At 62.8% G+C, this 26,178-nt stretch carries 18 protein-coding genes and 1 tRNA gene; 12 read left to right on the top strand and 7 right to left on the bottom strand.

Annotated features, from left to right (window positions below; genetic code table 11):
* Positions 1-43: 43 nt before the first annotated feature.
* Together F4827_RS26515 and treF are read right to left on the bottom strand one after the other, a co-directional pair.
* Positions 44-1,027 carry a glycosyltransferase family 2 protein gene (locus F4827_RS26515; RefSeq protein WP_183729051.1) on the bottom strand — a complete coding sequence of 328 codons (984 nt, stop codon included), beginning with the start codon at positions 1,025-1,027 and terminating at the stop codon, positions 44-46.
* 263 nt (positions 1,028-1,290) lie between these two features.
* Positions 1,291-3,096 (bottom strand): alpha,alpha-trehalase TreF, encoded by a 1,806-nt coding sequence (treF, locus tag F4827_RS26510; RefSeq protein WP_183729048.1) that lies wholly within the window; start codon positions 3,094-3,096, stop codon positions 1,291-1,293.
* A gap of 257 nt (positions 3,097-3,353) precedes the next feature.
* Here treF and F4827_RS26505 point away from each other — a divergent pair, with 257 nt between their 5' ends.
* Positions 3,354-4,526 carry a 4-hydroxybenzoate 3-monooxygenase gene (locus tag F4827_RS26505; RefSeq protein ID WP_183729045.1) on the top strand — a complete coding sequence of 391 codons (1,173 nt, stop codon included), beginning with the start codon at positions 3,354-3,356 and terminating at the stop codon, positions 4,524-4,526.
* A gap of 90 nt (positions 4,527-4,616) precedes the next feature.
* Here F4827_RS26505 and F4827_RS26500 read toward each other — a convergent pair whose 3' ends face one another.
* The 3 genes from F4827_RS26500 to F4827_RS26490 form a co-directional block, all read right to left on the bottom strand.
* Positions 4,617-6,113: a DASS family sodium-coupled anion symporter gene (locus F4827_RS26500; protein ID WP_183729042.1), complete on the bottom strand. Its 1,497-nt coding sequence runs from the start codon at positions 6,111-6,113 to the stop codon at positions 4,617-4,619.
* Between the two features lie 221 nt (positions 6,114-6,334).
* Positions 6,335-6,673: a DUF4148 domain-containing protein gene (locus tag F4827_RS26495; RefSeq protein WP_183729039.1), complete on the bottom strand. Its 339-nt coding sequence runs from the start codon at positions 6,671-6,673 to the stop codon at positions 6,335-6,337.
* Between the two features lie 298 nt (positions 6,674-6,971).
* On the bottom strand, positions 6,972-7,649 hold the full coding sequence (locus F4827_RS26490) for a DJ-1/PfpI family protein (protein ID WP_183729036.1): 678 nt from the start codon (positions 7,647-7,649) through the stop codon (positions 6,972-6,974).
* A gap of 194 nt (positions 7,650-7,843) precedes the next feature.
* On the opposite strand from F4827_RS26490, the gene F4827_RS26485 reads away from it, so the two are divergent.
* From F4827_RS26485 to F4827_RS26475, 3 genes are all read left to right on the top strand, one after another.
* Positions 7,844-9,355: a PLP-dependent aminotransferase family protein gene (locus F4827_RS26485; RefSeq protein WP_183729033.1), complete on the top strand. Its 1,512-nt coding sequence runs from the start codon at positions 7,844-7,846 to the stop codon at positions 9,353-9,355.
* A 280-nt stretch (positions 9,356-9,635) separates the two neighbouring features.
* The gene (locus F4827_RS26480; protein ID WP_183729030.1) at positions 9,636-10,100 is read left to right on the top strand and encodes an HU family DNA-binding protein; all 465 of its coding nucleotides are present in this window, start codon (positions 9,636-9,638) and stop codon (positions 10,098-10,100) included.
* Positions 10,101-10,351: 251 nt separating this feature from the next.
* Positions 10,352-11,251 (top strand): LysR substrate-binding domain-containing protein, encoded by a 900-nt coding sequence (locus F4827_RS26475; protein WP_183729027.1) that lies wholly within the window; start codon positions 10,352-10,354, stop codon positions 11,249-11,251.
* 164 nt (positions 11,252-11,415) lie between these two features.
* Here the strand turns inward: F4827_RS26475 and F4827_RS26470 are convergent, their stop codons facing one another.
* Both F4827_RS26470 and F4827_RS26465 read right to left on the bottom strand, forming a co-directional pair.
* On the bottom strand, positions 11,416-12,606 hold the full coding sequence (locus F4827_RS26470) for a porin (RefSeq protein ID WP_183729024.1): 1,191 nt from the start codon (positions 12,604-12,606) through the stop codon (positions 11,416-11,418).
* 375 nt (positions 12,607-12,981) lie between these two features.
* The gene (locus tag F4827_RS26465; RefSeq protein WP_183729354.1) at positions 12,982-14,397 is read right to left on the bottom strand and encodes a YihY/virulence factor BrkB family protein; all 1,416 of its coding nucleotides are present in this window, start codon (positions 14,395-14,397) and stop codon (positions 12,982-12,984) included.
* Between the two features lie 270 nt (positions 14,398-14,667).
* Here F4827_RS26465 and fdnG point away from each other — a divergent pair, with 270 nt between their 5' ends.
* From fdnG to F4827_RS26425, 8 genes are all read left to right on the top strand, one after another.
* The gene (gene fdnG / locus F4827_RS26460; protein ID WP_183729021.1) at positions 14,668-17,739 is read left to right on the top strand and encodes a formate dehydrogenase-N subunit alpha; all 3,072 of its coding nucleotides are present in this window, start codon (positions 14,668-14,670) and stop codon (positions 17,737-17,739) included.
* Positions 17,740-17,757: 18 nt separating this feature from the next.
* A complete protein-coding gene (gene fdxH, locus F4827_RS26455; protein WP_183729017.1) occupies positions 17,758-18,753 on the top strand; it encodes a formate dehydrogenase subunit beta in 996 nt (331 codons plus the stop codon).
* Positions 18,740-19,381 (top strand): formate dehydrogenase subunit gamma, encoded by a 642-nt coding sequence (locus F4827_RS26450; protein WP_183729014.1) that lies wholly within the window; start codon positions 18,740-18,742, stop codon positions 19,379-19,381. The genes fdxH and F4827_RS26450 overlap by 14 nt, the downstream gene beginning before the upstream one ends.
* Positions 19,382-19,509: 128 nt before the next feature.
* Positions 19,510-20,445: a formate dehydrogenase accessory protein FdhE gene (gene fdhE, locus F4827_RS26445; protein WP_311674497.1), complete on the top strand. Its 936-nt coding sequence runs from the start codon at positions 19,510-19,512 to the stop codon at positions 20,443-20,445.
* Positions 20,446-20,462: 17 nt separating this feature from the next.
* Positions 20,463-21,932 carry an L-seryl-tRNA(Sec) selenium transferase gene (gene selA / locus F4827_RS26440; RefSeq protein WP_183729008.1) on the top strand — a complete coding sequence of 490 codons (1,470 nt, stop codon included), beginning with the start codon at positions 20,463-20,465 and terminating at the stop codon, positions 21,930-21,932.
* Positions 21,929-23,848, top strand: a complete 1,920-nt coding sequence (gene selB / locus F4827_RS26435; RefSeq protein ID WP_183729005.1) for a selenocysteine-specific translation elongation factor — start codon at positions 21,929-21,931, stop codon at positions 23,846-23,848. Before selA ends, selB begins: the two co-directional genes overlap by 4 nt.
* A gap of 74 nt (positions 23,849-23,922) precedes the next feature.
* A tRNA-Sec gene (locus F4827_RS26430) sits at positions 23,923-24,018 on the top strand.
* A gap of 402 nt (positions 24,019-24,420) precedes the next feature.
* A partial coding sequence (locus F4827_RS26425; RefSeq protein WP_183729002.1) for a hypothetical protein occupies positions 24,421-26,178 on the top strand: 1,758 nt, incomplete at its 3' end.

The raw sequence follows: 26,178 nt of genomic DNA, 5'->3' as shown, positions 1-26,178 counted from the left end.
CTGCAATTTCCGCCGCGTTTCCAGTTACATGTAGCGCGGCAGCTTACCACGCACGTTGACCGGCGCGATCGTACTTTTCGGCCATGGCCGGGATGCCGGCGCGCACCAGGCGCTCGGCGCGGCGCACCTGACGGGTGAGCAGCACGACGTGTGCCGGGGCCACGCGGCGGCGGCGCAACGCCCAGAATGCGCCGCGCAGCAGTGCGAAGCCCGCTGGCCCGAGCGAGCGCTGGCGCGCGAACACGACCAGCGCGCGACCGGTGGCGGCAAGCGCGTCGCGCACCGGCAGGCGCATCCATGCGACCCACGCCGAGTTGCGCGCGTGGGTGCAATGCTGCGCGCGCGTGAACCAGCGGTAGAGCGGTTCACGGTGCGCGAGCGCGGGTTCGCAGTAGACGATCGAATGCCCGGCGGCGAGCACGTCGAGCGCGGCCAGCTCTTCCGCGCCGCCATGCGAGAGCCGTTCCTCGTAGCCGCCGAGCGCGCGGAATACCGCGGCGCGCAACACGCAGGCGCCCGCCATATAGCCCGCGAGCGCGGGGCCGGGCAGCGCGTCGTCGCCCGGCGAGGTGGCGTTGAGCATCAGGCAGGCGGGGTGAATTTCGCGTTCGTCCTGGCCCACCACCCGCGCGTTGAGCACGGCCACCTGCGGATGCTGGTCGAGCCATTGCGCGGCGTGTGCAAGTGCGCCGGGCGCGAACCAGGTGCTGTCGTCGCAACAGGCCACGTATTCGGTGGGTGCGAGGGCGATGGCGCGATTAAAGCCCGCCATGCCGCGATCGCCCAGACACTGGACGATGCGCACCTGCGGAAACAGTGAGGCGAGCAGACTGATGGTGGAATCGGTCGAGCCGTTGTCGGCGACGATCACATGAGGATGTTCGGGCAGCGCAGTGAGGCGCGCGACGGTGTCGACTGTCTGGCGCACGTGATTGCGGGTGAGCACCACCACGGTGATGCGGGAACCCGATGGAGCAGTCGGGGCGGGGGCGCCGGAGGCGCCAGGAGCGGGAGCGGAGGCGTTCATCGCGGTTCCATCTTCCATCGCGTTGCGGGCGGCGCAAGCCGGCGGCCAGCATCCAGATCGCTCTGCGGGGCAGGTTTTCAGGATACGCCGATGCGGGGCGGCTTGCACCTCGTCAGAGCGCCGTTTCTGCCGTTTCCGGCGCGCTCTGGCACGATGGATGCTGCGTTGCGCAAACGGTGCGCGAGGCGGGGCGAAGGCATTTAAATCGCGCATCCGCCATGCTTGCATGCACCGGTTCGCCGCAGTCTCGCCCCAGCCGCCCTTCAATGTGCCGGAACCATCGGTTTCGGCACACTGGAGGCCCGCGCCGCCGGGGTGTTTTCCGTGTGCGGATACATGGTCATCAGCACGCGCAGCACGCCGTTGGTCCAGCCAAAACCGTCCTGCAGCGGATATTCCCCGCCGCCCGCCGCCGACGCCTTCGCCGCCGCCGCGCTCACCTCATACTTCTCGACCAGCTTGTGCGTGCGCCGGTAGTAGACGAGGTTGGTGGCAATCCAGCGCGTCGCGATGGTCTGCGCGAGCGAGCTTTCGCCGTAACGTCGCAGGCCCGTCACGGCCAGATATTGCAGCGGCGCCCAGCCGTTGGGCTCATCCCATTGCTGGCCGCTCGTCACCTGGGTGGTGGCAAGACCTCCCGGGCGCAGCAGTCCGGCGCGCACCGCGCCCGCCACCTGATGCGCCTGGGTGCGCGTGGCCACGCCCGTGTAAAGCGGATAAACCGTCGCCGCCGTGAGCCGGTGCGTGAGCGTGCGATGCACGAAATCGTAGTCGCTGAAGGCATGGATCTGCGGGTCCCACAGCACGCGGCCGATCGCGGCGCTGCGTTGCGCGGCGCGCTCGCTCATCTGCTGCGCCTGGCCGGCGTCGCCGGTCAGGCCGTAGCCCCTGGCGAGCGCGCGTTCGAGATCGACCAGCAGCGAGTTCAGGTCGACCGGCACGAGCGAAGTGATGTCGATGGTCGCCAGCGTGCGGTTGTCGGCCAGCCAGCGCGAGCTGAAATCCCAGCCCGTTTCGCCACCCGCGCGCAGATTGCGCCACAGTTCCGGCGCGCCGCGTTGCGGGGCGCTCCGGGCGGTCAGCACGTCTTCGCGATACGACTCGTCGCGCGGCGTGTCGCGCGCGTCCCAATAGCGGTTGAGCAGGGTGCCGTCGTCCAGACGCACGACGTGGCGCGTCGCCTCGCCGGGCTTGAGCGTATCGGCGCCCGCCATCCAGTAGTCGTATTCCTTGCGCAGTTCGGCCAGATAGCGCACGTAGGTCGCGTCGCCGTCGCGGCGCGCCACCAGCGCCACCATCTGCGCGAAAAACGGCGGCTGCGAGCGGCTCAGGTAATAGCTGCGGTTGCCGTTCGGAATATGGCCGTAGCGATCGATCAGCGCAGCGAAATTATCGAGTTCGTCGCGGGTGAGTTCGTGGCGCCCGCTCGCCTCCAGGCCGAGCATGATGAAGTACGAATCCCAGTAGTAAATCTCGTTGAAGCGGCCACCGGGCACGACATAGGGTTTGGGCAGCGGCAGCAGCGACGAATACGGCTGCTGCGCGCTATCCGGATTGCGCCGCAGCACGTCCCAGAGCGTGTCGATATGGCTCACGACGTCCTGATCAGGATCGGAAACATAGTGATCGCCGCTCTGTTTCTGATCGGAAAAATGCTGTGCAAGGAACTGGCGCAGCGCGGCCTTGCGTGCATCCGGATCGGTGATGCCGGCGTTGTGTGAGCTCCAGATTTCGTATTCGGCGACGATTTTCGAGGGCGCTTCGTTCGGCACCATGTCGGCGAAGGTTTTGCTGTCCGGGAAGACCTGGGCGAGTTCGACGTCGCGATAAAGCTGGCCGAAAAGTTCGGAGGGCGGTTGGGGCGCGCCTTGTAAATCCTGCTGAGCCACTGCGGACGAGGCAACCTCAGGCGCGCTGCTCTGCGCAAAGGTCGGCAGCGTGACGCAGGCGAGCGGCAGCGCGGCGATCAGGGCGGCGGCATAGCGGCGCGTGCGCGCGAGGCCAGGAAAATGAGCAAGGAAATGAGCACGAAAATGAGCGGGCAAATCAGGCGGCGTGGAAAACGGCATCGGCGTGGCTCGCGGTGATTGTTCGATGGAGGGGCTGCTTGCCGGCGCGCGACCGTGTCGCCGGCAAAAACGCTGTGGTGCAGCAAATTTCGTTCCGCCCCCGTTCACGTGGGTGCGTTCTGGCTTGGCACTGGACGATCGAAACGTCGCTTGCATTATCTAAAATTGGGATAGTTCCTATTCTCCATATCGCGTTGCGCGATATCGCTGGCGGCAGCGAAACTTGCGGAAAATCAAAACCGCACATGGAGACACCTATGCGCACTCAAGTTGGCATCATCGGCGCGGGGCCTGCGGGCCTGCTTCTTTCCCATCTTCTGCATCTGCGCGGCATCGAGTCCGTTGTTCTGGAAATGCGCAGCCGCGAGCAGATCGAATCGACGATCCGCGCCGGCGTGCTCGAACAGGGCACCATGGACACGCTCACCGAAGCCGGCGTCGGCGCGCGCATGAAGGCCGAAGGCGCGCTGCATCACGGCTTCGAACTGGCCTTCGAGGGCAAGCGCCGCCGCATCGATCTCACCGAACTCACGGGCAAGGCCATCACGGTCTATGCGCAGCACGAAGTGCTCAAGGACCTCGTGGCGGCGCGCGTGGCCGCCGACGGCACGCTGTTCTTCGGCGTCAAGAACACCGCGATTCACGGCATCGATACCGATGCGCCCTCGATCAGTTTCGAGCACGACGGCGAGCAACACACGCTGCACTGCGACTACGTGATCGGCTGCGACGGCTCGCAAGGCGTCTCGCGCGCGGCCATTCCCGCCGCATTGCGCCAGGACTACGAGCGCGTGTTCCCGTTTGGCTGGTTCGGCATTCTGGTGGAAGCGCCGCCGTCGTCCGACGAACTGATCTACGCGCGTCACGACCGCGGTTTCGCGCTCGTCAGCACCCGCTCGCCCAATGTGCAGCGCATGTATTTCCAGTGCGATCCGAAGGACTCCGTCGATAACTGGTCCGACGATCGCATCTGGGCCGAAATGCACGCCCGCGTCGATTCGGAAGAAGGCCATCAGGTGGTGGAGGGCAAGATCTTCCAGAAGAATATCGTCGGCATGCGCAGCTTTGTTTCGACGACGATGCAGCACGGCCGCCTGTTCCTCGCGGGCGACGCGGCGCACATCGTGCCGCCGACGGGCGCGAAGGGCCTCAACCTGGCCGTCGCCGACGTGCGCGTGCTGACCGCGGCGCTGGTGGCGTTCTACAAGGAGAACCGCACGGATCTGCTCGACGGCTATAGCGAAACGGCGCTGCGCCGCATCTGGCGCGCCGAGCACTTCTCGTACTGGATGACGTGCATGATGCACCGCCTCGACGACGCCACACCGTTCGAGCGGCGTTTGCAGGTGGCGGAGCTGGAGCACGTGACCACCTCGCGCGCGGCGGCGATGGCGATGGCCGAGAACTATGTGGGCGCAGTGGCGGTTTAAGCCGGGCAATCCGCAGGAGTCAATCAGAAGGGGCGCAGGGGTGCGAAAGGGGCGCGAAAAACGCCCCTTTTTCATGGTGCGGGGGAAATATCAAACCCAACCGAGCCAGCGCCACCACGTCGCTGCAAATAGCAGCAACAGCAGATAGCCGATCACGCTCAGCACGAGGCCCACGCGCGCGAACTGTTTCGCGGTGAAGGTATCGGTGGCGAGGCACACCATGTTTTGCGGCGCGTTGATCGGCAAGATAAAACCGAAGCTCATCGTGAAGCCGAGCAGCATGGCGATGCCCAGACGATTGAAATCGCCCGACATCGACTGCAGCACCGCAATCAGAATCGGCAGCATGGCGGAGGTCAGCGCCGTGGCGCTCGCGAAACCCAGGTGGATCACCACCAGAAACGCGGCCAGAATCGCAAACGCCATGAACGGCCCGGCGCTATCGAGCCCGGTGTGATGTGCAACGAGATCGCCTAGCCACTGGCCCGCCCTGGTTGTCAGCAGCGCGGTGCCCAGGCTGATCCCCACGCCGAACACGATCACCGTGCCCCACGGAATGCGGCTTTGCACGGTCTTCCAGTCCATCACGCCAAAGCGCGGCAGAAGCAGCAGCACGAGGCCCACGTAGGTGACCGAGGTGGTATCGAAGGGATGCAGCTTGCCCTCGGTGGCCCAGAAGCACAGCAGCCCGATGGAGACGCCCAGCAGGCGCTTTTGCGGGCCCGTCATGGGGCCGAGGTCGCGCAGCGATTTTTCCACGGCTTCCTTGCCGCCCGCGATGGCGTCGGTTTCGGGCGGCAGCATCCTGAGCACCAGCACGAGCAGGACCACCGACATCACGATCGCCCACGGCGCGCCCGCGATCAGCCAGTCGAGCCACGTCACGCGCGTGCCCAGCATCTTGTCCATGAAGCCCACGGTCAGCAGATTCTGCGCGGCGGCGGTCTGGATGCCGACGTTCCAGATGCTGGTCGCCTCCGCCACCACGATCATGATGCCGGCCGCGATATTCGAGCGCTTGTCCACCCCGAACGCCGCAATCACGCCGACCATGATCGGCACCACACAGGCGCTGCGCGCGGTGGCGCTGGGCACCACCAGCGACAGCACGATGGTGACCGCCACCGCGCCGATCAGGATGCGTCGCGTGGTGGTGCCGATCAGCGAGAGCGTGACGAGCGCGATGCGCTTGTCGAGGCCAGTGACGGTCATCGCCGCCGAAATAAACAGCGCGCCCGCCACCAGCGCGAGCGCGGAATTCGAAAAGCCCGCAAGCGCCATGCTGATCGCTCTGGAGGTGCCGTAAAGCTGCGCGGGATCGTCGATGGTGGGCGCGGTGCCGACCAGAAACGCCATCAGCGAAGTGATGATGATGGCGCTCGCTTCGTAGGAGACGGCTTCGGTGAGCCACACGACCACGGCGAAGGCGAGGATCGCCAGCATGCGCTGGCCGGCAACAGGCAGACTCGCAGGCAACGGCAACAACAGCACGACGACGAGTGCAATCGCGCCCGCGATCAGGCCGATCGGAACGCCTGGTTTTTTCTGCGCCTGGGCGGCGCTTGCCTGCGGCTTCGCTGCGTTCATGCGTTGCGCTCCATCTGGGACCGGCACGTCGCGCATCGTCCCATAACGAATCGGGGTGTGCGTCGTAGGTGTCCTGTAATGAAGCGAAGCGGGGAAAAGAGCTGCGGCGGGGCGTGCGGCGGGCGCTTTCATGAGACGCGTGGCAGGACCGGCAGCGCCGGTCCTCATGCTGCTTTACTGCGTTACGGCATGGATATTTCAGCTACGAAACGACGGCGAACTTACTGGCTTGCGCCCTGCGCAGCGGCGGCTTTCTTCTGCGCGTCCTGGAGATTCTGCGGATAGTTCGGGTCGTTGTTCGCGGGCTTGTAGCCGGCGTCTTCGAGCTTCTTCAGTTCCGCGTTGTTCTTGGCGCGTGCGGCCTTGCGTTCGGCCTTGCGCTCGGCGCGGGCCTGCTTCTTCGCGGCGGCCTTCTGCTCCTTGGCGGTGGGTGCCGATGCCATGGCCGGCGCCGTGGCGGCAGGTGCGCTGGCGTCCTGGGCGAACACGGGCGCGGCGGTGCCGAGCAGGAATGCGGCGGTGGCCGCGGCGAGAGTCAGCTTGCTGGTAATGGAACGCATTGATACCCCTCTTGGTTGTGTGTACGGCTGGATTCAGGGCTTGAGATGCAGGCACGGCGAGAAGTTCTGGACGCGCGGCGCGACCCGAAACAACGAGTGCAATGCATGTCACGCCCGAGGCTCAATGTATACGATCCTTGCAAAACACGGTAGCAAGTGCCGACCCTAAGCACCAAGTGCGCTCCCCCCAACGCACGAAGTGCGCGCCCGGCAGGCGCGAAGTGCGCGCCCGGCAGGCGCGAAGTGCGCGCCCGGCAGGCGCGAAGTGCGCTCCCGCCCAGGCGCTGCGGCTTGATTTTCAGCGCCTCTGCGTCACGCGTTCGACGATGCGCGTGCGTTGCGCCAGCGCCGTCGCGTTCATCTCGCGCACGCGCTCCACCACGGCGGGCGGCGCGCTTTGCGGGCTGCCTGCATCGAAAGGCGGCGCGGGCGCGTATTCCAGTTCGAGTTGAAGCGCTTGAGCGGCTTCGTCGCCGATCAGTTCCGCCGCGAGCGTGAGCGCGAAGTCGATGCCCGCCGTGATGCCGCCGCCCGTGATCAGATTGCCGTCGCGCACGACGCGCTCCTTCACGGCGATGGCGCCGAACGGTTCGAGCAGCCCATGGAAGACCCAGTGCGTCGTCGCACGGCGCCCGTGCAGCAGGCCCGCTGCGCCCAGCACGAGCGAACCGGTGCACACGGAGCTCACGTAGCGCGCGTTTTGCGCCTGGCGTTGCACGAAGGCGAGCGTGGCATCGTCTTCCATCAAGGCACCGACGCCGCTGCCGCCCGGCACGCAGAGCACGTCGAGCGGCGGACAATCATCGAACACGGTATCGGGCGTGAGCAGCATGCCCGTCGCCGACATGAGCGGTTCGCGCGTTTTCCAGACGAGCCGGACGGTCGTATCCGGCATCGAGGCGAGCACGTCGTAAGGGCCGCAGAGGTCCAGAGGCTGGACCTGGGGGAAGAGCAGAAAGCCGATCTGTAGCGTCATGGAAAGTGCCTTTATATTGGAGTGAGACCGGGCGAGCCGCCGTCGCGGCGGCACGCCCATCGTCGGTTCATCGCTTGCGCATCGCTACTTTAGGCAGGCGCGCTCGCGCACGAGCGCCAAAAAACGCACAAAAGCTGCCAGCGCAGCGCGGCTTTGTGCCAGCATCCTTGCCAGCACGACCACTCGTCACTCAGATGGATCTACACGTCACCGTGTCCGGCCAGCGCGACCTTGCCGGACAGATCTACCGGCAACTGCGCGAACGCATCGTCGAAGGACGGCTGGCGGGCGGAACGCGCTTGCCGTCCACGCGCGAACTTGCCGGGCAGTTGGGGGTCTCGCGCAAGACCACGCTCGACGTATTCGAGCGCCTGCTCGCCGAAGGCTATCTGATCGCACGGCGCGGCTCGGGCACCTTCGTCGCCGATACGCTGGAGCGTCTGCCCGCGCGTGCGTCTGGGCATCCGAATGCACAGAGTCGCGCGGCGCAGGCAGTCAGCCAACGCGACGCGGGTGGCCGACGCGATCCACACGCTCAGCCGCTGGTGCGCGACGCCGATGCTCTGCCATGGTGGCAAACGCAGACCGGGCCGTTCGCGCTGCCGCGTCCCGATCCGCGTCTTGCCTGCGATTTCGCGGGTGGCATCGTGGACAAATCGCGCTTTCCCTTCGACATCTGGCGTCGCTGCATCACCGATGCGCTGCGCGTTCAGGCGCGCGGCCTGGGTGCGTATCGCGATCCGGCGGGCGAGGAGAAACTGCGCCTCGCCATATCGCGTTACCTCGCTTTCAATCGCGCCGTGGCGAGCAACTGGGACGACGTGATCGTCACGCAGGGCGCACAGCAGGCGCTCGCGCTGCTCGCACGCGTGCTGTTGCGTCCCGGCGACATCGTCGCGGTGGAAGATCCCGGTTATCCGCCTGCACGCGAAGCGTTCGAGTCGTTTGGCGCGAAGGTCGTGCCGGTTCCCGTCGACGACGACGGCCTGATCGTTGAGACGCTGCCGAAGGACGCGCGCGTCGTTTATGTGACACCGTCCCATCAGTTTCCGCTCGGTATGCCGATGAGTCTCGCGCGGCGCGTCGCGCTGCTCGAATGGGCCCAGAAGCACGGGGCGCTCGTGATCGAAGACGACTACGACTGCGAGTTCCGCTTCGAAGGACGTTCGCTCGAACCGCTCAAGAGCCTCGATAACGCCGGTCTCGTGGCCTACGTCGGCACGTTTTCGAAGACCATCTTTCCCGAGTTAAGAGTTGGCTACATGGTGCCGCCCGCCGCGCTCAAGGGGGCGCTCATGCGTGCGCGTCAGACCGCGGACTGTCACGGCTGCGTGCTCACGCAGACGGCGCTCGCTGACTTCTTGCTCAACGGCCACTTCGCACGGCATCTGCGACGTATGCACCAGACCTATGCGGCGCGGCGCGAGACGCTGCTTGCCCATCTGCGCGGACCGCTTTGTGCATGGCTCGAACCGGTGATGCCGAATACAGCGGGACTGCATCTGGCCGCGCGCCTCGTCGCTGGCGCGGATGAAAACGCGCTGCTGGCGGCGGCGCGTGCGGCCTCGGTTGGCCTGCATGCGCTTGCGCCGTTTCATCTGAATGCACCGCTGCAACAAGGCTTTCTGTTTGGCTACGGTGCGGTCGAAGTCGGGCAGATCGACGCCGCGCTGAGTGCGCTCGCCGCGCGTCTTGAGGCCGCGTGAAGCGCGCTTGAACGCGAAAAACGCCATACGTGTGGCGTTTTCGCTGCAGCGCCGCTGTGTCGCGTCGAGGCGCACGACATGTTTGGCAGGCGCGCCCGGGCACGTTTACCCCTGTAAACAGGCGTCAAAATGCGTTCGAGAGTGGGTTTGAAACAAAAAATTTGCATCGGCGATGCAAAAGAATGACGCAAAACGCTTGCACGCTTGTAGAATCCGCCGATGAAGCATCTGCATCCCGTAGTGCTTCGTCGCTTCACTGACCAACACTGGTAGGAGAAACATGCCGACTTCCGCAAAGAAAGTGGCCAAAAAGGCAGTTGCTGCCCCGGCCAAGAAGGTTGTTGCAAAGAAAGCAGCGCCCGCCAAGACGGCCGCAGCCAAGACGCCCGCAGCTAAGAAGGTCGCCGTGAAGGCGTCCGGCGCTCCGTCGCCGATCAAGGACACCTTCACGAAGGCCTCGCTGGCTGCTCACGTCGCTGAGCGCGCTGGTGTCGAGCCGAAGGCAACGAAGGCTGTGCTCGCCGCACTGGAAGACACGATCCTGGGTTCGGTCCACAAGAAGGGCGCTGGCGAATTCACGCTGTCGGGCCTTCTGAAGATCGTCGTTCAGGCTGTGCCGGCGAAGAAGAAGCGCTTCGGCAAGGACCCGTTCACGGGTGCAGAGCGCTGGTTCCCGGCCAAGCCGGCTAGCGTTCGCGTCAAGGCACGCGCGCTGAAAAAGCTGAAGGACGCAGCAGCAGGCTAAAGCCTCGCGCCGCAGCCAAGACGGTTGCGGTTTGCGTCAGTACCCAAAGAATCCCCGTTGGCTTTGCGCCCGCGGGGATTTTTATTTGTCCGCGAAAAATAAGTGCGTGTGAAACGCGCGCAGTTCAATGTGTGCATGTTATGGAATGAAGTGCTGTAATATCTGGCGATAAATAAGGAAGATTTCGCGCGGAAAATCTTCGCTTGACGCTGTATTGATGGAATTTATTCAGCAGACCATGTCTTTATATTATGGCCGACAATGAACTCAGCGTTCGCCAGATCGAGGCATTTCGCGCCTTGATGCATGCGCGCACCGTCACGCGCGCCGCGCACATGCTTGGCGTGTCGCAACCTGCGGCGAGCCGTTTGCTGGCGGATTTCGAATCGAGTGTGGGGTTTGTGCTGTTCGAGCGCAGGCAAGGCCGCCTATGGCCTACCGCGCAGGCGCATGCGCTGCATGCAGAAGTGGAGCGCGCATTCAGCGGCTTCGATCGCGTGGTTCAGGCGGCCGCGCAGATTCGCGAGCAGCGCCGCGGTGCGATCTGCGTGGCGGCAACGCCGGAGCTTGCGGCTGATTTTCTGCCACGCGTGGCGGCGGCCTTCGCGCATGAACACGAAGGTGTAGACGTGACGCTGCTCACGCTCGAAGCGGCGCTTGCGCTCGAACGCGTAGCCGCGCAGCGCTGCGATCTGGCCATCGTGAACGACGCCGCACCGCCGCGCGGCGTACGGCTCGAACGTCTGGGGCAATGGCCGATGCGCGCGATCGTGCCGCGCGGTCATTTGCTAGCGCGCAAGCGTGTGCTGAGCGCGGCGGATTGCGAAGGCGAGGCGTTCATCGCGTTCGCGGCGGGCACGCCCGCGCGTCTGCGCATCGATCGCCTGTTTGCCGAATGCGCGGTGACGCGCGCGGGCGGCCTGGAAGCGGATCTCGCGCAGGCGGTGGTGACGCTGGTAGAGGCGGGGATGGGCATCGCGCTCGTCGATCCAGTGACGGCGGCGGCCTTGGGAACGCGCGTCGCAGTGAAGCGTTTCGAGCCGGCGCTCGACGTGCCGGTCAATGTGGCGCGCGGCGGGCAACCCGAAACGTCGCCGCTGGCCGATGCTTTCGTTCGGCATGCAACGGCCGCACTGGGGCGGCTGAAGTAAGTCAGGCGCAAGCCACATCAGCGTAACCAGGCAGCGCAGCACGCCGCACGGCCAATAAAAAACCAGCCTGGGCTCGCGCCGAAGGCTGGTTTGGGTGCAGCGTGAGATTTCTGGCTGCGAGGTCTCGTCGCGTGGCCGGGCTTGCGCCCGGCTCATGCCGTCGATCAGAACTTGTGGCGGATGCCCAGGCTGACCAGTTCCTGCGAGCTCGTTGCCGAGTTGATGCCGTACGAACCGATCGATGCGGTGGCGTTCACACCCGGCGTGCCCGGCTGCGTGCCGCTTGCGTGCTGGTAAGCCGCCACGGCGTACAGGTCGGTGCGCTTCGACAGGTTGTAGTCCGCGCCGAGCGAAATCTGGTGGTACGTGCTCGACGTTTCGCCTGCGGCGTGCGTGTAGACGTAGCCGAGGCCCAGCAGCAGTGCCGGATTGAGCTGATAGCCCAGGAAGCCGCCACCGACGTTGAAGCGCTCGGTCGACGCGAACGCCGAGTAGCCGTCCGGCTTGAACTGCACGTTGCTGTAACGGATGCCGAACGTGAACGGACCAGCGACGTACTGCGTAGCGATTGACGCGATGCCAACCGACTTCGCCGAAGCGAGGCTGTTGGTGATCACGCTGCCGTCGTAGAACACGTTGTCCGAAGTCGCGCCCGAAGCCCAGCCGCCGTTCGACGCTGCGATGCGGTCTGCCGGGGTCGACGAGTTATCCATGCGGAAGTAGCCAGCAGCAGCGTTGAACGAGCCGATGCCGTACGTTGCAGCCGCACCCCAGCTTTGACCCGAACCGGTTGCGCCAGCGACGCCGCCCAGTGCGTACATGCCTTCGAACTGGAAGCCGTCGAACACCGGCGACACGTACTTGATCGCGTTGTTGGTGCGCGAACTGTTGTCGTTGTTGTCGACGTCACCCGGCGTGGCAAATTCGCTGCCGAAGTAGTTGTCGCCCGTCAGCGGCTGAACCATGTCGACCAACGGATCATACTGGCGGCCCAGCGTGACCGTACCGAACTGGTCATGCGTCAAACCGACGTATGCCTGACGGCCGAAGATCGTGGTGCTTGCGTTAAATGCCGAGAACTTGCCGTTGTTGACGTTGAAGCCGCTTTCCAACTGGAAAATCGCCTTCAGACCGCCGCCCAGATCTTCCGTGCCTTTCAGGCCCCAGCGGTTGCCCGACAGATTGCCGCCGGCCAGTTGATACAGGTTCTTGTTGGCGCCGTTGGTGTCCACGTTGTGTGCCCACTGGATCGATTCATCGATCACGCCGTACAGGGTGACGCTGCTCTGGGCATGTGCCACGCCAGTAACGGCCAGCAGTGCCAGCGAGAGGGTCGAGAGTGCGACTCGTTTCATCCAGAATTCTCCACGCAGATGTTTGATTTAGTTGTTGCTGTTGCGCAATTTGATTGCAGCTGTTGCGTAAAGGAGAATAACGCAGGGGTGCAAATCTCTCGAACTGAAAAAAAATCAGTGTCGCGAAAAGCTGACACACGCGCGTAAGGCCTTGAAATACGGGAGATTCGGCGATTCCTCCGAATCCTGAAATATCGGAATGCCGACTCTGCATTATTGTCGTTTTCACTACAAGTCGCGAAAAGTGCAACTCCAGTTTTTAGAGTGTACGGGTAAACGTGGAGCAACCAGGGGTGTGCCCTGGTTGCTCCACGCAAAGTTAGCGGTGCTCTTTATATAGAGGCGCGCGGGAAGGGCAGCGCGCCCGGCCGGCGCTCAGGATTTGCTGCGTGAGCTGGCGTGCCGGCGGCTGGTGGCGGCGGTGACGGCGATGGCAGCGCTGGCGACGATCAGGACCGAACTCCACGGGTGCCGCTTGATATAGCGGTCGGCGGCGGCCATGGTGCGACCGGCATGAACGAGCGTGAGTGCGGCGGCATAGGTGGCGCTGTCTTCGATGCGGACCACCGAGCGGCGGATCTGCAAGCCGCCATTGCCGCGCCGCGCGAAGGCGCGGCCCGCGGCACGCGCCTGGCCGATGGCGCGCAGGGGCGCGTCGGCGTCGGCTGCAGCGAGATCGGCGGGGCCGGCGGGGGTTCCAGCGGCGGCTTCGGCGGCCACGGCTGCCGCGTAGGGCGGCAAAGCGCCGTTGCTCGGCGCGGCGTCTGCTTCAGCAGCGCTTGCGCCTGCAACGGCGTCGGCCTTGCGCACGCCGCTGGCGGCTTCGCGCCGCGGCGCGATCGTCGAGGCGGCCAGCACCGAGGCCAGTTTGGCGCGGCTGCCGGGCGGAGGTTCGTCGAGAAAGCTCCATGCGCCGCGCGGATCGTGCAGGCGTCCGCGCGCCGCCGAGAACTCCGCGCCCAGCAGCAGAACCGCCGCCGAAAAGTACAGCCACATCAGCAGCACCGCGAGCGAGCCCGCCGCGCCGAACGCCGTCGCCATGCCCGCGTGGGCGAGATAGAGAGCGAACAGCTTCTTGCCGACCGAAAACAACACGGCGGCGACAATGCCGCCCACCATCGCGTCGCGCCATTGCACCAGTGCATCGGGCAGGAAGCGCAATAGCGCAGCGAACGCGACCGCGAGCACCAGCAGCCCCACCACGAACTGCACGATGTTGCCGATGAACAGATAGGTGGAGTCGCCCAGCAGCCACTGGCCGACAAAGGTGATGGCGGCGTCGAGCACGAGCGACACGATCAGCAGAAAGGCGACGCCCAGCACCAGCCCGAACGAGATCAGCCGCACCCGCACCAGTGCGATTACCGACGAGGTGCGCGGCCCGTCCAGCGGCCACACTATATTGAGCGCCGAATTGAGCGAGGAGAAGGTTGCGGACGCCCCGACCACCAGCAGCACCAGCGAAATCACGGCGGCGAGGCCGCCCGCGTCGCCCGCGCGATGGGCGTTCTGCACGATGGTGGTGATGCCGGCGGCGGCGTCATTGCCCAGCACGTTATGCACCTGACGAAAAAGCTCGCCGCGCGCGGCGTCGGCGCCGAAGAACCAGCCGGCCACGGCGATCACCATGACCAGTGTGGGCGCGAGCGAAAACGCAGAATAAAAGGCGATGCTGGCGGCCAGCGATGGGCAGCGGTCGGCGATGAATTGCCGGCAGGCGTCGACAACCCAGGAAGCTTCCTTGCGCGCGGCCGATTCGAGCCGCCGGGATGAAATCGTCGTCATGATTATGCGTTCCGCGTTCAAGCGTGTGCCAGGTGCGCAGCGTCATCGGGCTTGATTCAGCAAGCATGCAACCCGTTTCACGCTTCGCGTCGCCGCGGATTTTGCGCTGCACCTTTCGTTCGACTATAGCAATCCCAATACCCGGTTGCGCGATGCGCGGCAGGGCGAACATCGGGTTGGACATAGGGTGAACGCCAAGACGCAACTCATGGGATCCGGATCCCAAAACGTCTTATACTGAATCTACCCACAACCAGAAAGCCGAGGACGTACATCATGCTGCAGATGTCCCGGCGTCAGTTCCTCAAGGTCACGGCTACGTCGCTGGCGGGATCCAGCCTCGCATTGATGGGCTTCGCGCCTGACAATGCGCTTGCCGAAGTCCGACAATACAAACTGGCGCGCACCACTGAAACCCGCAATACCTGTCCTTACTGCTCGGTCGGTTGCGGCATCCTTATGTACGGTCTCGGCGATGGCGCGAAGAACGCGACGGCGAGCATCATCCACATCGAGGGCGATCCCGATCACCCCGTCAATCGCGGCACGCTCTGTCCCAAGGGCGCAAGCCTGATCGATTTCATTCATAGTCCGAATCGCCTTAAGTATCCGGAATACCGTGCGGCGGGATCGAACGAGTGGAAACGCATCTCGTGGGACGAGGCGCTCGATCGCATCGCGAAGTTGCTCAAGGAAGACCGCGACGCGAATTTCGTCGATAAAACCGCGGACGGCAAGACGGTCAACCGCTGGCTGAGCACCGGCATGCTGGCTGCATCGGCGGCCAGCAACGAAGTCGGTTATCTCACGCATAAGGTGGCCCGCTCGTGGGGCATGCTCGCATTCGATAACCAGGCGCGTGTCTGACACGGCCCGACGGTGGCAGGTCTTGCCCCGACGTTTGGCCGTGGTGCGATGACGAACCATTGGGTCGATATTCGCAATGCGGACGTGATTCTGGTGATGGGCGGCAATGCGGCCGAGGCGCACCCGTGCGGTTTCAAGTGGGTCACGGAAGCCAAGGCGCACCGCAAGGCGCGGCTCATCGTGGTGGACCCGCGCTTCACGCGCACGGCATCGGTGGCGGACTATTACGCGCCGATCCGCACCGGCACGGACATCGCATTCCTGGGCGCGGTGATCAACTGGTTGCTCACGAACGACAAGATCCAGCACGAGTACGTGAAGAACTACACGGACTTCTCGTTCATCGTGCGCGACGACTATGCGTTCAACGATGGCATCTATTCGGGCTATAACGCCGAAAAGCACGCGTATCCGGATAAATCGTCGTGGAATTACGAGCTGGGCGACGACGGCTTCGTGAAAACCGACGACACGCTGCAAAACCCGCGCTGCGTGTATCAGTTGCTCAAGCAACATTATTCGCGCTATACGCCCGAGATGGTGGAGAAAGTGTGCGGCACACCGAAGGATAAATTCCTCAAGGTGTGCGAAATGCTGGCGAGCACGGCGGTGCCGGGCCGCGCGGGCACGATCCTCTATGCGCTGGGCTGGACCCATCACTCGATTGGCGCGCAGATGATCCGCACGGGCGCAATGGTGCAATTGCTGCTGGGCAACATCGGCATTGCAGGCGGCGGCATGAACGCGCTGCGCGGCCACTCGAACATCCAGGGGCTCACCGATCTCGGCCTGATGTCGAACTTGCTGCCCGGTTATATGACGCTGCCGGTCGAAGACGAGCAGGATTACGGCGAGTACATCAAGAAGCGCGCGCCGCAGCCGCTGCGGCCGAATCAACTGAGTTACTGGCAGCATTACGGCGCGTTCTTCGTGAGCTTCATGAAGTCGTGGTGGGGCGATAACGCCACCCAGGAGAACAATTGGGGCTACGACTGGCTGCCCAAGCTCGACAAGCCCTACGACCTGTTGCAGACCATCGAGTTGATGAATCAAGGCAAGATGACGGGCTATATCTGCCAGGGCTTCAACGTGATCGCCTCCGCGCCGGACAAGGCGAAAACGGTCTCGGCGCTCAGCAAGCTCAAGTGGCTCGTCATCATGGACCCGCTCGCAACCGAGACATCCGAGTTCTGGAGGAAGTACGGCGACTACAACGATGTCGATACGGGCTCGATCCAGACCGAGGTTTTTCGCCTGCCGACCACCTGTTTTGCCGAGGAAAACGGTTCGCTGGTGAGTTCGAGCCGCGTGCTGCAATGGCACTGGAAGGGGGCGGAGCCGCCATTCGAGGCTAAGAGCGACCTGGAGATCATGTCGGGGCTGTTCCTGCGCATTCGCGCCGCGTACCAAAAGGACGGCGGCAAGGTGCCCGACCCGATCCTCAAGCTGAGCTGGCCGTATTCCGACCCGGAAAGCCCCACACCCGAGGAGCTTGCCAGGGAATACAACGGCAAGGCACTCGCCGATCAGACCGATCCGAAGGACGCCACCAAGGTGCTCGTGAAGAAGGGTGAGCAACTATCGGGATTCGCGCAACTCAAGGATGATGGCAGCACCGCGAGCGGTTGCTGGATCTTCTGCGGCGCGTGGACCCAGGCGGGCAACCAGATGGGCCGGCGCGACAACTCGGACCCCACCGGCATCGGCCAGACGCTGAATTGGGCCTGGGCGTGGCCGGTCAACCGGCGCGTGCTCTATAACCGCGCGTCGTGCGATACCGCGGGCAAGCCCTTCGATCCCACCCGCAAGCTGATCGGCTGGAATGGCGCGGCGTGGACCGGGGCGGACGTGCCCGACTACAAGGTCGATGAATCGCCCGATCTGGGCATGGGGCCGTTCATCATGAATCCAGAAGGCGTGGCGCGTTTCTTCGCCCGCGACGGCATGAACGAAGGTCCGTTCCCTGAGCACTACGAACCGTTTGAAAACCCGCTGGGCTACAACCCGTTCCATCCGCACAATCCGCAGGCCACTTCCAATCCGGCCGCGCGGGTGTTTCCGGACGACCGCAAGACCTTTGGGACGGCGCAGGCTTTCCCGCATGTCGCTACCACCTATCGTCTCACGGAGCATTTCCACTTCTGGACCAAACACGCACGCCTGAACTCCATTATCCAGCCGCAGCAGTTCGTCGAAATCGGCGAGGAACTGGCCAGGGAAGTGGGGGTGGCCGATGGCGGGCGCGTGAAGGTATCGAGCAATCGCGGTTATCTGATTGCCGTTGCCGTGGTCACGAAGCGCATCAAGGCGCTCATGATCGATGGCAAGAAGGTGCATACCGTGGGCGTGCCGCTGCACTGGGGCTTCACGGGGCTGACGAAACCGGGCTATCTGACGAATTCGCTTACGCCGCCCGTCGGCGACGGCAATTCGCAGACGCCCGAGTTCAAGTCCTTCCTTGTGAAAGTGGAAAAGGCATAACGGGGAGCAGGGGGGAACATGGCATTCCAGTCTCTCGACATCAAACGGCTGTCCGCCACCACCACGCCGCCGCCGGGCGTGCGCGAGCCGGTGACGGGCACGGTCGCGAAGCTCATCGACGTCACTAAATGCATCGGCTGCAAGGCGTGTCAGACCGCGTGCATGGAATGGAACGATCTGCGCGACGAAGTGGGCATCAACACGGGCGTGTACGACAATCCGCGCGACCTCACGGAGCACTCGTGGACGGTGATGCGTTACACCGAATACGAAAATCCGGATGGCAACCTCGAATGGCTGATCCGCAAGGACGGCTGCATGCATTGCGAGGATCCGGGCTGCCTCAAGGCGTGTCCGTCGCCCGGGGCGATCGTGCAGTACACGAATGGCATCGTGGATTTTCACGAGGAAAACTGCATCGGTTGCGGGTATTGCATTACCGGCTGTCCGTTCAATATTCCGCGTCTGTCGAAGACCGAACATCGCGTTTATAAATGCACGCTCTGTTCCGATCGCGTGGCCGTGGGGCAGGAACCGGCCTGCGTGAAGACCTGCCCGACCGGCGCGATTGTTTTCGGCACCAAGGAAGATATGAAGGTGCATGCTGCTGAGCGCATCGAGGATCTCAAGGAGCGCGGTTTCGAAAACGCGGGACTATACGATCCGCCGGGTGTGGGCGGCACGCATGTGATGTACGTGCTGCATCATGCGGACACGCCGTCGCTCTATCACGGCTTGCCCGATAACCCGCGTATCAGCCCGTTCGTGCGTCTGTGGAAGGGCGTGGCCAAACCGCTCGCACTCGCGGGTATCGCGCTGGCGGCGGTGGCTGGTTTCTTCCACTACACGCGCATCGGCCCGAACGAAACGCACGCCGAGGACGAAGAGGCCGCGATCGACGAAGCGCAGCGCATTCGTTCGCAGCGTAGCGGCATCGGTGGAGTCGGTGGCATCGGTGGAATCGGCGGCATTGGCAGTATCCCTCCCGAGGAGCGCAACGATGAGCGACCATGAACCGCGGGTGATCGAGCCGCGCTTGATCCAGCGCTACACCGCCAACGAACGCAGCAACCACTGGATCACGGCCATCACTTTTGTCCTGCTTGCGCTGTCCGGGCTGGCGATGTTCCATCCGGCCATGTTCTGGCTCAGCGCGCTGTTTGGCGGCGGACAATGGACGCGCATCCTGCATCCGTTCATCGGCATCGTGATGTTCGTGTCGTTCATGATCCTTGCGCTGCGTTTCTGGCATCACAACTATCTGGACAAAGCCGATGTGCAATGGCTCAAACAGATGGACGATGTGCTGCACAATCGCGAGGACAAACTGCCCGAAATCGGCAAATACAATGCGGGACAGAAGCTGTTATTCTTTACCCTGGTGGTTTGCCTCGTGCTGCTGCTGGTGAGCGGCATCGTGATCTGGCGGCGTTACTTCTCGTTCTATTTTCCGATCACGATCATCCGCGTTGCCGCCGTCGTGCATGCCGCGGCGGCCTTCGTGCTGATCGTGAGCATCGTCGTGCATATCTATGCGGCGATCTGGGTGAAGGGATCGATTGGCGCGATGACGCGCGGCTACGTCACCTGGGGCTGGGCGCGCAAGCATCATCCGCGCTGGTTCCGCGAGAGCATCAAGTAACGTCGCCGTTGCACGGCGCGCTGCACGCAAGCCGCCTCGCCCGCGAGGGCGCGGCGGCTTTTTGCTGGGCGGATGCAAATGAGCTGGACCGAATAAATTGGATGGAACAAGTTGGACGGAGACTAGCCGTGACGCAACAACGCATACTCGACCCGGAACAGATCCAGACGCAGGACCCCACCGCGATTCCACGCATCCGTCTGCCGGAACGCGCGACGCTTTTCAAGGAGCGTGCCGCACGGCTGCGCAAACTGGCTGATCGCAATCCGATCGGCGGCTATATGCGCCTGATGGCTGCACTCGTCGACGCGCAGCAACAGGCGCTCGAACACCTGGACGCGCAGATGCCTTCGACAGAAGCCATCGCTCACGCGCAACGTCATTCGATGCCGATCCTGCCCGCGCTGGGAGCGAATCGCGATCCGCAATGGCGTGCGGTGCTGCGCCGCCTCGCCGATCGCATCGAAGCCACTGGCGCGGTCACGCCCGCGCTCGCAAAAGTGCTCGACGCATTGCGCGCGATGAGCGACGCACAACTCGATGCGCAAGCCGATGCGTTGCTCGCGCAACGATATGCGGAAGTCGCGCCTGCTACCGCGCCGTTTATCATGGCCGCGCTGCAAACTGTGTGGACCGATCTCGCGAGCCGGCTCGATGTGAAGGAGGTGCCCTACGTGGATGCGCCAGGCGTGTGCCCAGTATGTGGCTTGCCGCCCGTGGCCAGCATCGTGCGCGTGGGCGGCGCGTTCCAGGGTTATCGGTACACGCAATGCAGCCTGTGCGCCACCGAGCATCATGTGGTACGCGTCAAATGCACGAATTGCGATTCGACCAAAGGCATTGCGTATCACGGCATCGAAGGCAGCGATGGCGCATTGAAGGCCGAATCGTGCGACGAATGCCGCACATATCGCAAGATCGGCTATCAGGACAAGGATCTGGAATTCGAACCGCTCGCCGACGACCTCGCCAGCCTCACGCTCGATCTGCTGATGAGCGAAGCGGGCTACCGGCGCGCAAGCGCGAACCCGCTGCTCTATCCTGAAGCCCCCGCCGACCAGTGACCCTTGAGAAGACCGCGATGAGCGAAACCGTGGAGCAGGGCGCTAAACCCACACTCGATACCCATGCGCTGAATGCACTGCTGGCGCAGATGCCGGCGGTGGAGCGCGTCATTGCCTCAAGCGAAGCGCAGGCGTTGATCGCGGAGTATGGGCGCACGCAGGTGCTCGCGGCGATTCGTGCGACGCTCGATGGATGGCGGCGCGACGCGCAGACAGGAGCGCTCGCTTTGACCGCCGATGCCGCGGCGTTTTCAATCGAACGCGTTGTTGCCGCCGCCCAACGCACGTTGAGCGAACGTGCGCAAAGCAGATTGCGCGCGGTATTCAACCTAACCGGCACGGTGCTGCACACGAATCTGGGCCGTGCACTGCTGCCCGATGAATCGGTGCGTGCCGTGGTCCAGGCGCTCACACAGCCCGCGAACCTCGAATTCGATCTCGCCACCGGCAAGCGTGGCGATCGCGACGATCTGATTGACGGGCTGATCTGCGAACTCACCGGCGCGCAAGCGGCAACCGTGGTGAACAACAATGCGGCAGCGGTATTGCTGACGCTATCGGCGCTGGCGGCGCGCAAGGACGTCATCGTTTCTCGTGGCGAACTGGTGGAAATTGGCGGTGCGTTCCGCATTCCCGACATCATGAGCCGCGCGGGCGCACGCCTGTGCGAGATCGGCACGACCAATCGAACGCATCTTAAGGATTACGAAGCGGCTATCAGCGCGCGAACGGCGCTGCTCATGAAAGTCCATTGCAGTAATTACGCGATCAGCGGCTTCACCAAAAGCGTTGAACTCGACGAGCTTGCACCGCTCGCGCGTAGTCATAATCTGCCCGTTGCGGTGGACCTCGGCAGCGGCACGCTTACCGATCTGACGCAATGGGGCTTGCCTGCCGAGCCCACGGTGCGCGCCACGGTGGAGGCGGGCGCGGATATCGTGATGTTCAGCGCAGACAAATTGCTTGGCGGCCCGCAAGCGGGCTTGATCGTTGGCCGTAAGGAACTGATTGCGAAGATCAAGAAGCATCCGCTCAAGCGGGCATTGCGCGTGGGCAAGCTCACGCTCGCTGCGCTGGAGCCGGTGCTCAGGCTCTATCAGGCACCCGAGTTCTTGCGCGAGCGACTCACTACGCTGCGCCTGCTCACGCGGCCCGCCACGGAAATTCACGAAGCCGCCACGCGCGTCTTGCCCGCGTGGCAAAGCGCGTTGCGTGAGGGCTACGACGTGAGCGTCGAGCCGATGTTCAGCCAGATTGGCAGCGGCGCCTTGCCGGTGGACGTGCTGCCCGGCAGCGGGCTCGTCGTGCGTCATCGCGGCAAGGGCGGCAGCGGCCGCGCGTTGGTCAAACTCGAACGCGCCTTGCGCGCGCTGCCGCGCCCCGTGATTGGCCGCATCGCCGACGACGCCCTGCGGCTTGATCTGCGTTGCCTCGAAAGCGCGGACGAATCCGCCTTCATCGCGCAACTCGCGGAGTTGCGCCTGTGATTGTCGGCACGGCAGGACACATCGACCACGGCAAGACCACGCTCGTTCGTGCGCTCACCGGCGTGGACACCGACCGCCTGAAGGAAGAGAAGACGCGCGGCATCTCCATCGAACTAGGCTATGCCTATGCGCCGCTGGTGAATGGCGATGTGCTGGGTTTCATCGACGTGCCGGGTCACGAAAAGCTCGTGCATACGATGGCGGCGGGTGCGTGCGGGATCGACTTTGCGCTGCTCGTGATCGCCGCCGACGATGGGGTAATGCCGCAAACGCGCGAACATCTCGCGATCCTGCAATTGCTGGGTGTGCGGCATGGCGTGATTGCGCTCACGAAGGTGGACCGCGTGGAGACGGCAAGGCTCGCGCAGGTGCGCGCCGAAATTGCAGCGTGGCTCGCACCGGCTTCGCTTGCCGATGCGGTGGTTTTTGAAACGAATGCAAGCGTAGCGGGCGACAAAGGCGTGGCGCAACTCGATGCGTATTTGCGCGAGCGCGCGACGCACTGGCAGTCGCGCCGCGATGACGGCTTGTTCCGCCTTGCTGTCGACCGTGTATTCACGCTGACGGGACAGGGCACCATCGTGACCGGCACCGTATTCGCGGGGCGCGTGCAGACGGGCGATACGCTGCTGCTCGCGCCTGCCGCCGAGCACGTGCGCATACGCAGCATCCATGCGCAGAATCGCGCGTCTGAAACCGGCCATGCAGGACAACGTTGCGCGCTCAACCTTACCGGCGTCGACAAGGATCGCATCGCACGCGGCGACTGGATCGTCGATGGGCGGCTCGCGCAACCGGCCACGCGGCTCGACGTCGAGCTGCAACTGCTCGCGGATGCGGATATCACGCTGCAGCACTGGTCGCCTTTGCATGTGCATCTGGGCACGACGCATAGGGTGGCGAACGCGGCGCTGCTGGAGGCAGATGTGCTTGCAGCCGGCGAGCGCGCGCGCGTGCAACTGGTGTTCGACGCGCCGCTGCACGCGATGCCCGGTGATCGCTTCATCGTGCGCAACGCGCAAGCGAGCCGCACAGTGGGCGGCGGCCGCGTGCTGGATCCCTTTGGTCCGGCGCGCAGACGGCGCACGCCGGAACGTCGCGCCTGGCTCGATGCGCTTTGCGCGTGGCTGGACGAAAGCCGGGTGGATGCTTTAATTGCTCAGGCGCCGCATGGGCTGGAACGCAGTGCGCTGATGCGATTGACGGGCTACGACGCCGCGACGCTTGCATTGCCCGATGACGTTGTCGTGATCGCGCCGCAAGGCCGTGCCGAAGACGCGACGCTACTGACACGCGAACATTGGGCGAGTCTGGCTGCGCGCATCGTCGAAGTGCTGAGCGATTTTCATGCGCGTATGCCGGACGAACAAGGTCCGGATGCAGCGCGTTTGCGCCGTATGGCGGCGCCGCTGGCGAGCGATACGGTCTGGCGCGCGGCCGTTGATGCATTGGTCCAAGAAGGCCGTCTCGCGCGTAGCGGGCCGTGGCTGCATCTGCCTTCGCATGCGGTCGTACTCGACGCGCAAGAGGAGCACCTGGCGGCGCGACTCATGCCGTTGATCGCGCAAGGGCGCTACGATCCGCCGTGGGTGCGCGATCTGGCGCGCGAAACGCAGCAGCCCGAGGAGAAGGTACGTGCGTTGCTGCGCAAACTTGCTCGCCTGGGACGCCTTCATCAGATCGTGCGCGACCTGTTTTACGACCGTGACGCGGTGCATGAGCTGGCGCGTTTGATTGCGCATACGGCGGGGAGTGAGGGGGCGGGAGTCGGTGCGGCTGCGTTTCGCGATGCGTCTGGTTTGGGGCGCAAGCGTGCGATCCAGATTCTGGAGTTCTTCGATCGCGTTGGATATACTCGGTTCCAGCGCGATCTGCATCTGTTGAGGCCCGATAGCCGTATGCGTGAATGGTTATGAACAGATGATGAAAGTGCGTGTGCATGCATCGAAATCGCGTTTGAATGCAATGTACAAGGGGTTTTGTAGTCAACGGAAGGCAATCGCATCCGGTGGTGCGGCTGGATTTCAAATCCAGTTGGGGACGTCAGCCGTTCCCGGGACAGTTCGACTCTGTCTGCTTTCCGCCAGACCTTCTGTTCCGTCGCCAGCGCCAATATTTGTAGGGGTAACCATAAAACTTCCGGCTGGAAGTTAATTGGTTTAATAATAGCGTCAGAAATTTACATTTAGTTACATCCTCCTTGCCGACACGGGCCGGACACACGTCAATCAGGCGCAAAGCATTCTGCGACAAAGCTCGCCCGAAGACGTTTGCCTCAACGCGAAGGACACAAACTGGTCGTGTGGGTAGTTGTCGAGCCTCCTGTGCTTGACCAGCGCATTGCAAGTTTATAGCGTTAGTATAGCTTCGTCCTCAAGTGATTCTGTCGGTGACCTCGAGCCTGGCACGGCTCTCTGGGTTGCGCTTTCATTTGCGGTTGATGAAGTCGCTGGCGAAATCTGTCCTGAATTTAGGGTTAGGTGTACGAATGAACGTGTTCTCTCAGGATCGTTTGTACTCGTTGCTTGATGAACTGGAGATACCTCCTGCGACAAGGAGGCGCATACTCGATAGCTTTCGGCGACCTGCGCGTGACTTGCAGCCTAACCGCTTTCGTGCACCAATGGAGATGCCCTGTCCGAAAATGGAGTTGGTTATCCATGTCGCAAACGCGGTCGAGAGGGCAGCAGCAAATGCATATTTGTTCGACGATGAAGTTCTAGGTTATCTCGACAGTCCATTTGAACTGCATGTCAAGTATAGAGGGCGTGGAGGGAAGGAGACTTGCTTCAACTGGTCACAAGGATTTCTAGTTTTCACTCCTTCATGCATCTACCTAGATGACTGGATTACGCTGGATTCTGCGAATGCAAAATGCAAGCGAAATCCGGCTCGCTACAAAAGAGAAGGTACGGTCATCAGATGCCCTCCTCTCGAGGAGGCGGCCAGTAAACTAAAGCTAACTTACAGGCTCCGCATTGCAGAGGAGATCGATGCGATCGCAGGTCGTAACAGGAATTTTCTGCGATCGTACTTGGTGGACGGAGAGGAGATTCCTTCGCACTTTGTTCGCGAGGTGAAGGAATTTTTCGACCGCGTCTCATTCGCCACACTGGAGGAACTTAGAACTGCGATTCCTTTGCACAAGATCGATGTTTTCTATGCCGCAATTGCAACTGGAAACATCGTTGCTGATTTCTCGAGCGCTTTCGTGTGTGAAAGTCATCGATTTATGGTGTTTCGAGATCTCGAAAGTCGAGATGTGTATCGAGAGGCGTATCAGTGGGAGCGCAGGCTTGCAGCGCTTGAATTGGCCCATTCGCCTCCAGATTTTTCTGTTGGAACAAGACTTATCCTGTGTTCACACGCCTTTACGGTCGCGGTACGTGGCAACATTGATGCGTTCCTTACTCCGGACGACGATGGAAAGCCGATCGTTATTCCGGTGATGGATCTCGTACGCTACTGGCGCAACAATGAAATAACTATTCTGAGCCTACCAAAACCCAATGATGACGCGTTGTGCTTGGAGTCTCAGTGGCGCTATGCATCGCTGGGCGCGGTACGGAATGCTATCAATAAGCTTGAGTTGCTTGAGATGTGGGCGCGCGGTGATCGATCGCTGCGGGTCACCGAGGCTTATTCGGATCGGTCGTACAGAAGCCTCCGAAAAGTAAGGGATAGCGCTCTACAAGCGGGGGAGGATGTCCTCGCCGCTCTGTTGCCGAAGTGGCCGGACAGGGGAAATCGGAAAAAGAGATTGAGTGATGAAGTAGAGGCGGAAATAGAAAAAATATTTTCCGAAGATTTTGAATCGCTTCGAGGGCCAAACAAGTGGTTTGTCTACGGAAAACTCGGAGAGCGATTGAAGGCGATCGGTGAAAAAATATCCAAGGTCACATTCCTTCGTCGCGTAGCCAAAGAGACAGACGTTGACACTATAAGGAAGCGTGCAGGCGAGAAAGCTGCTTACCAAGCATCCCGTTTCGTCTGGGTCTTGCGTCACGACACCCCTGTGCATGGTGACTATCCCATGCAGTACGTTCATATCGACCATACTGAGCTGGAGATAGAAGTGGTGTCAAAGAAAACTGGAGAATCTCTCAAGCGACCAATTTTGACCTTGATTATATGCGCGTTTAGTCGAAGGATTGAACCGCCCCGGGTTTTGTGGAGGCTCCAACTCTTGAGAGAATGGAGCCATGAACAAGAAGGTAACCAAGTTTTCCCCGGAAGTCCGAGAGCG

The sequence above is a fragment of the Paraburkholderia bannensis genome (genome assembly GCF_014200455.1).
Classification (GTDB): domain Bacteria; phylum Pseudomonadota; class Gammaproteobacteria; order Burkholderiales; family Burkholderiaceae; genus Paraburkholderia; species Paraburkholderia bannensis_A.
Note: the sequence above shows the minus strand (reverse complement) of the source record. Positions and strands in the feature narration are given on the sequence as shown.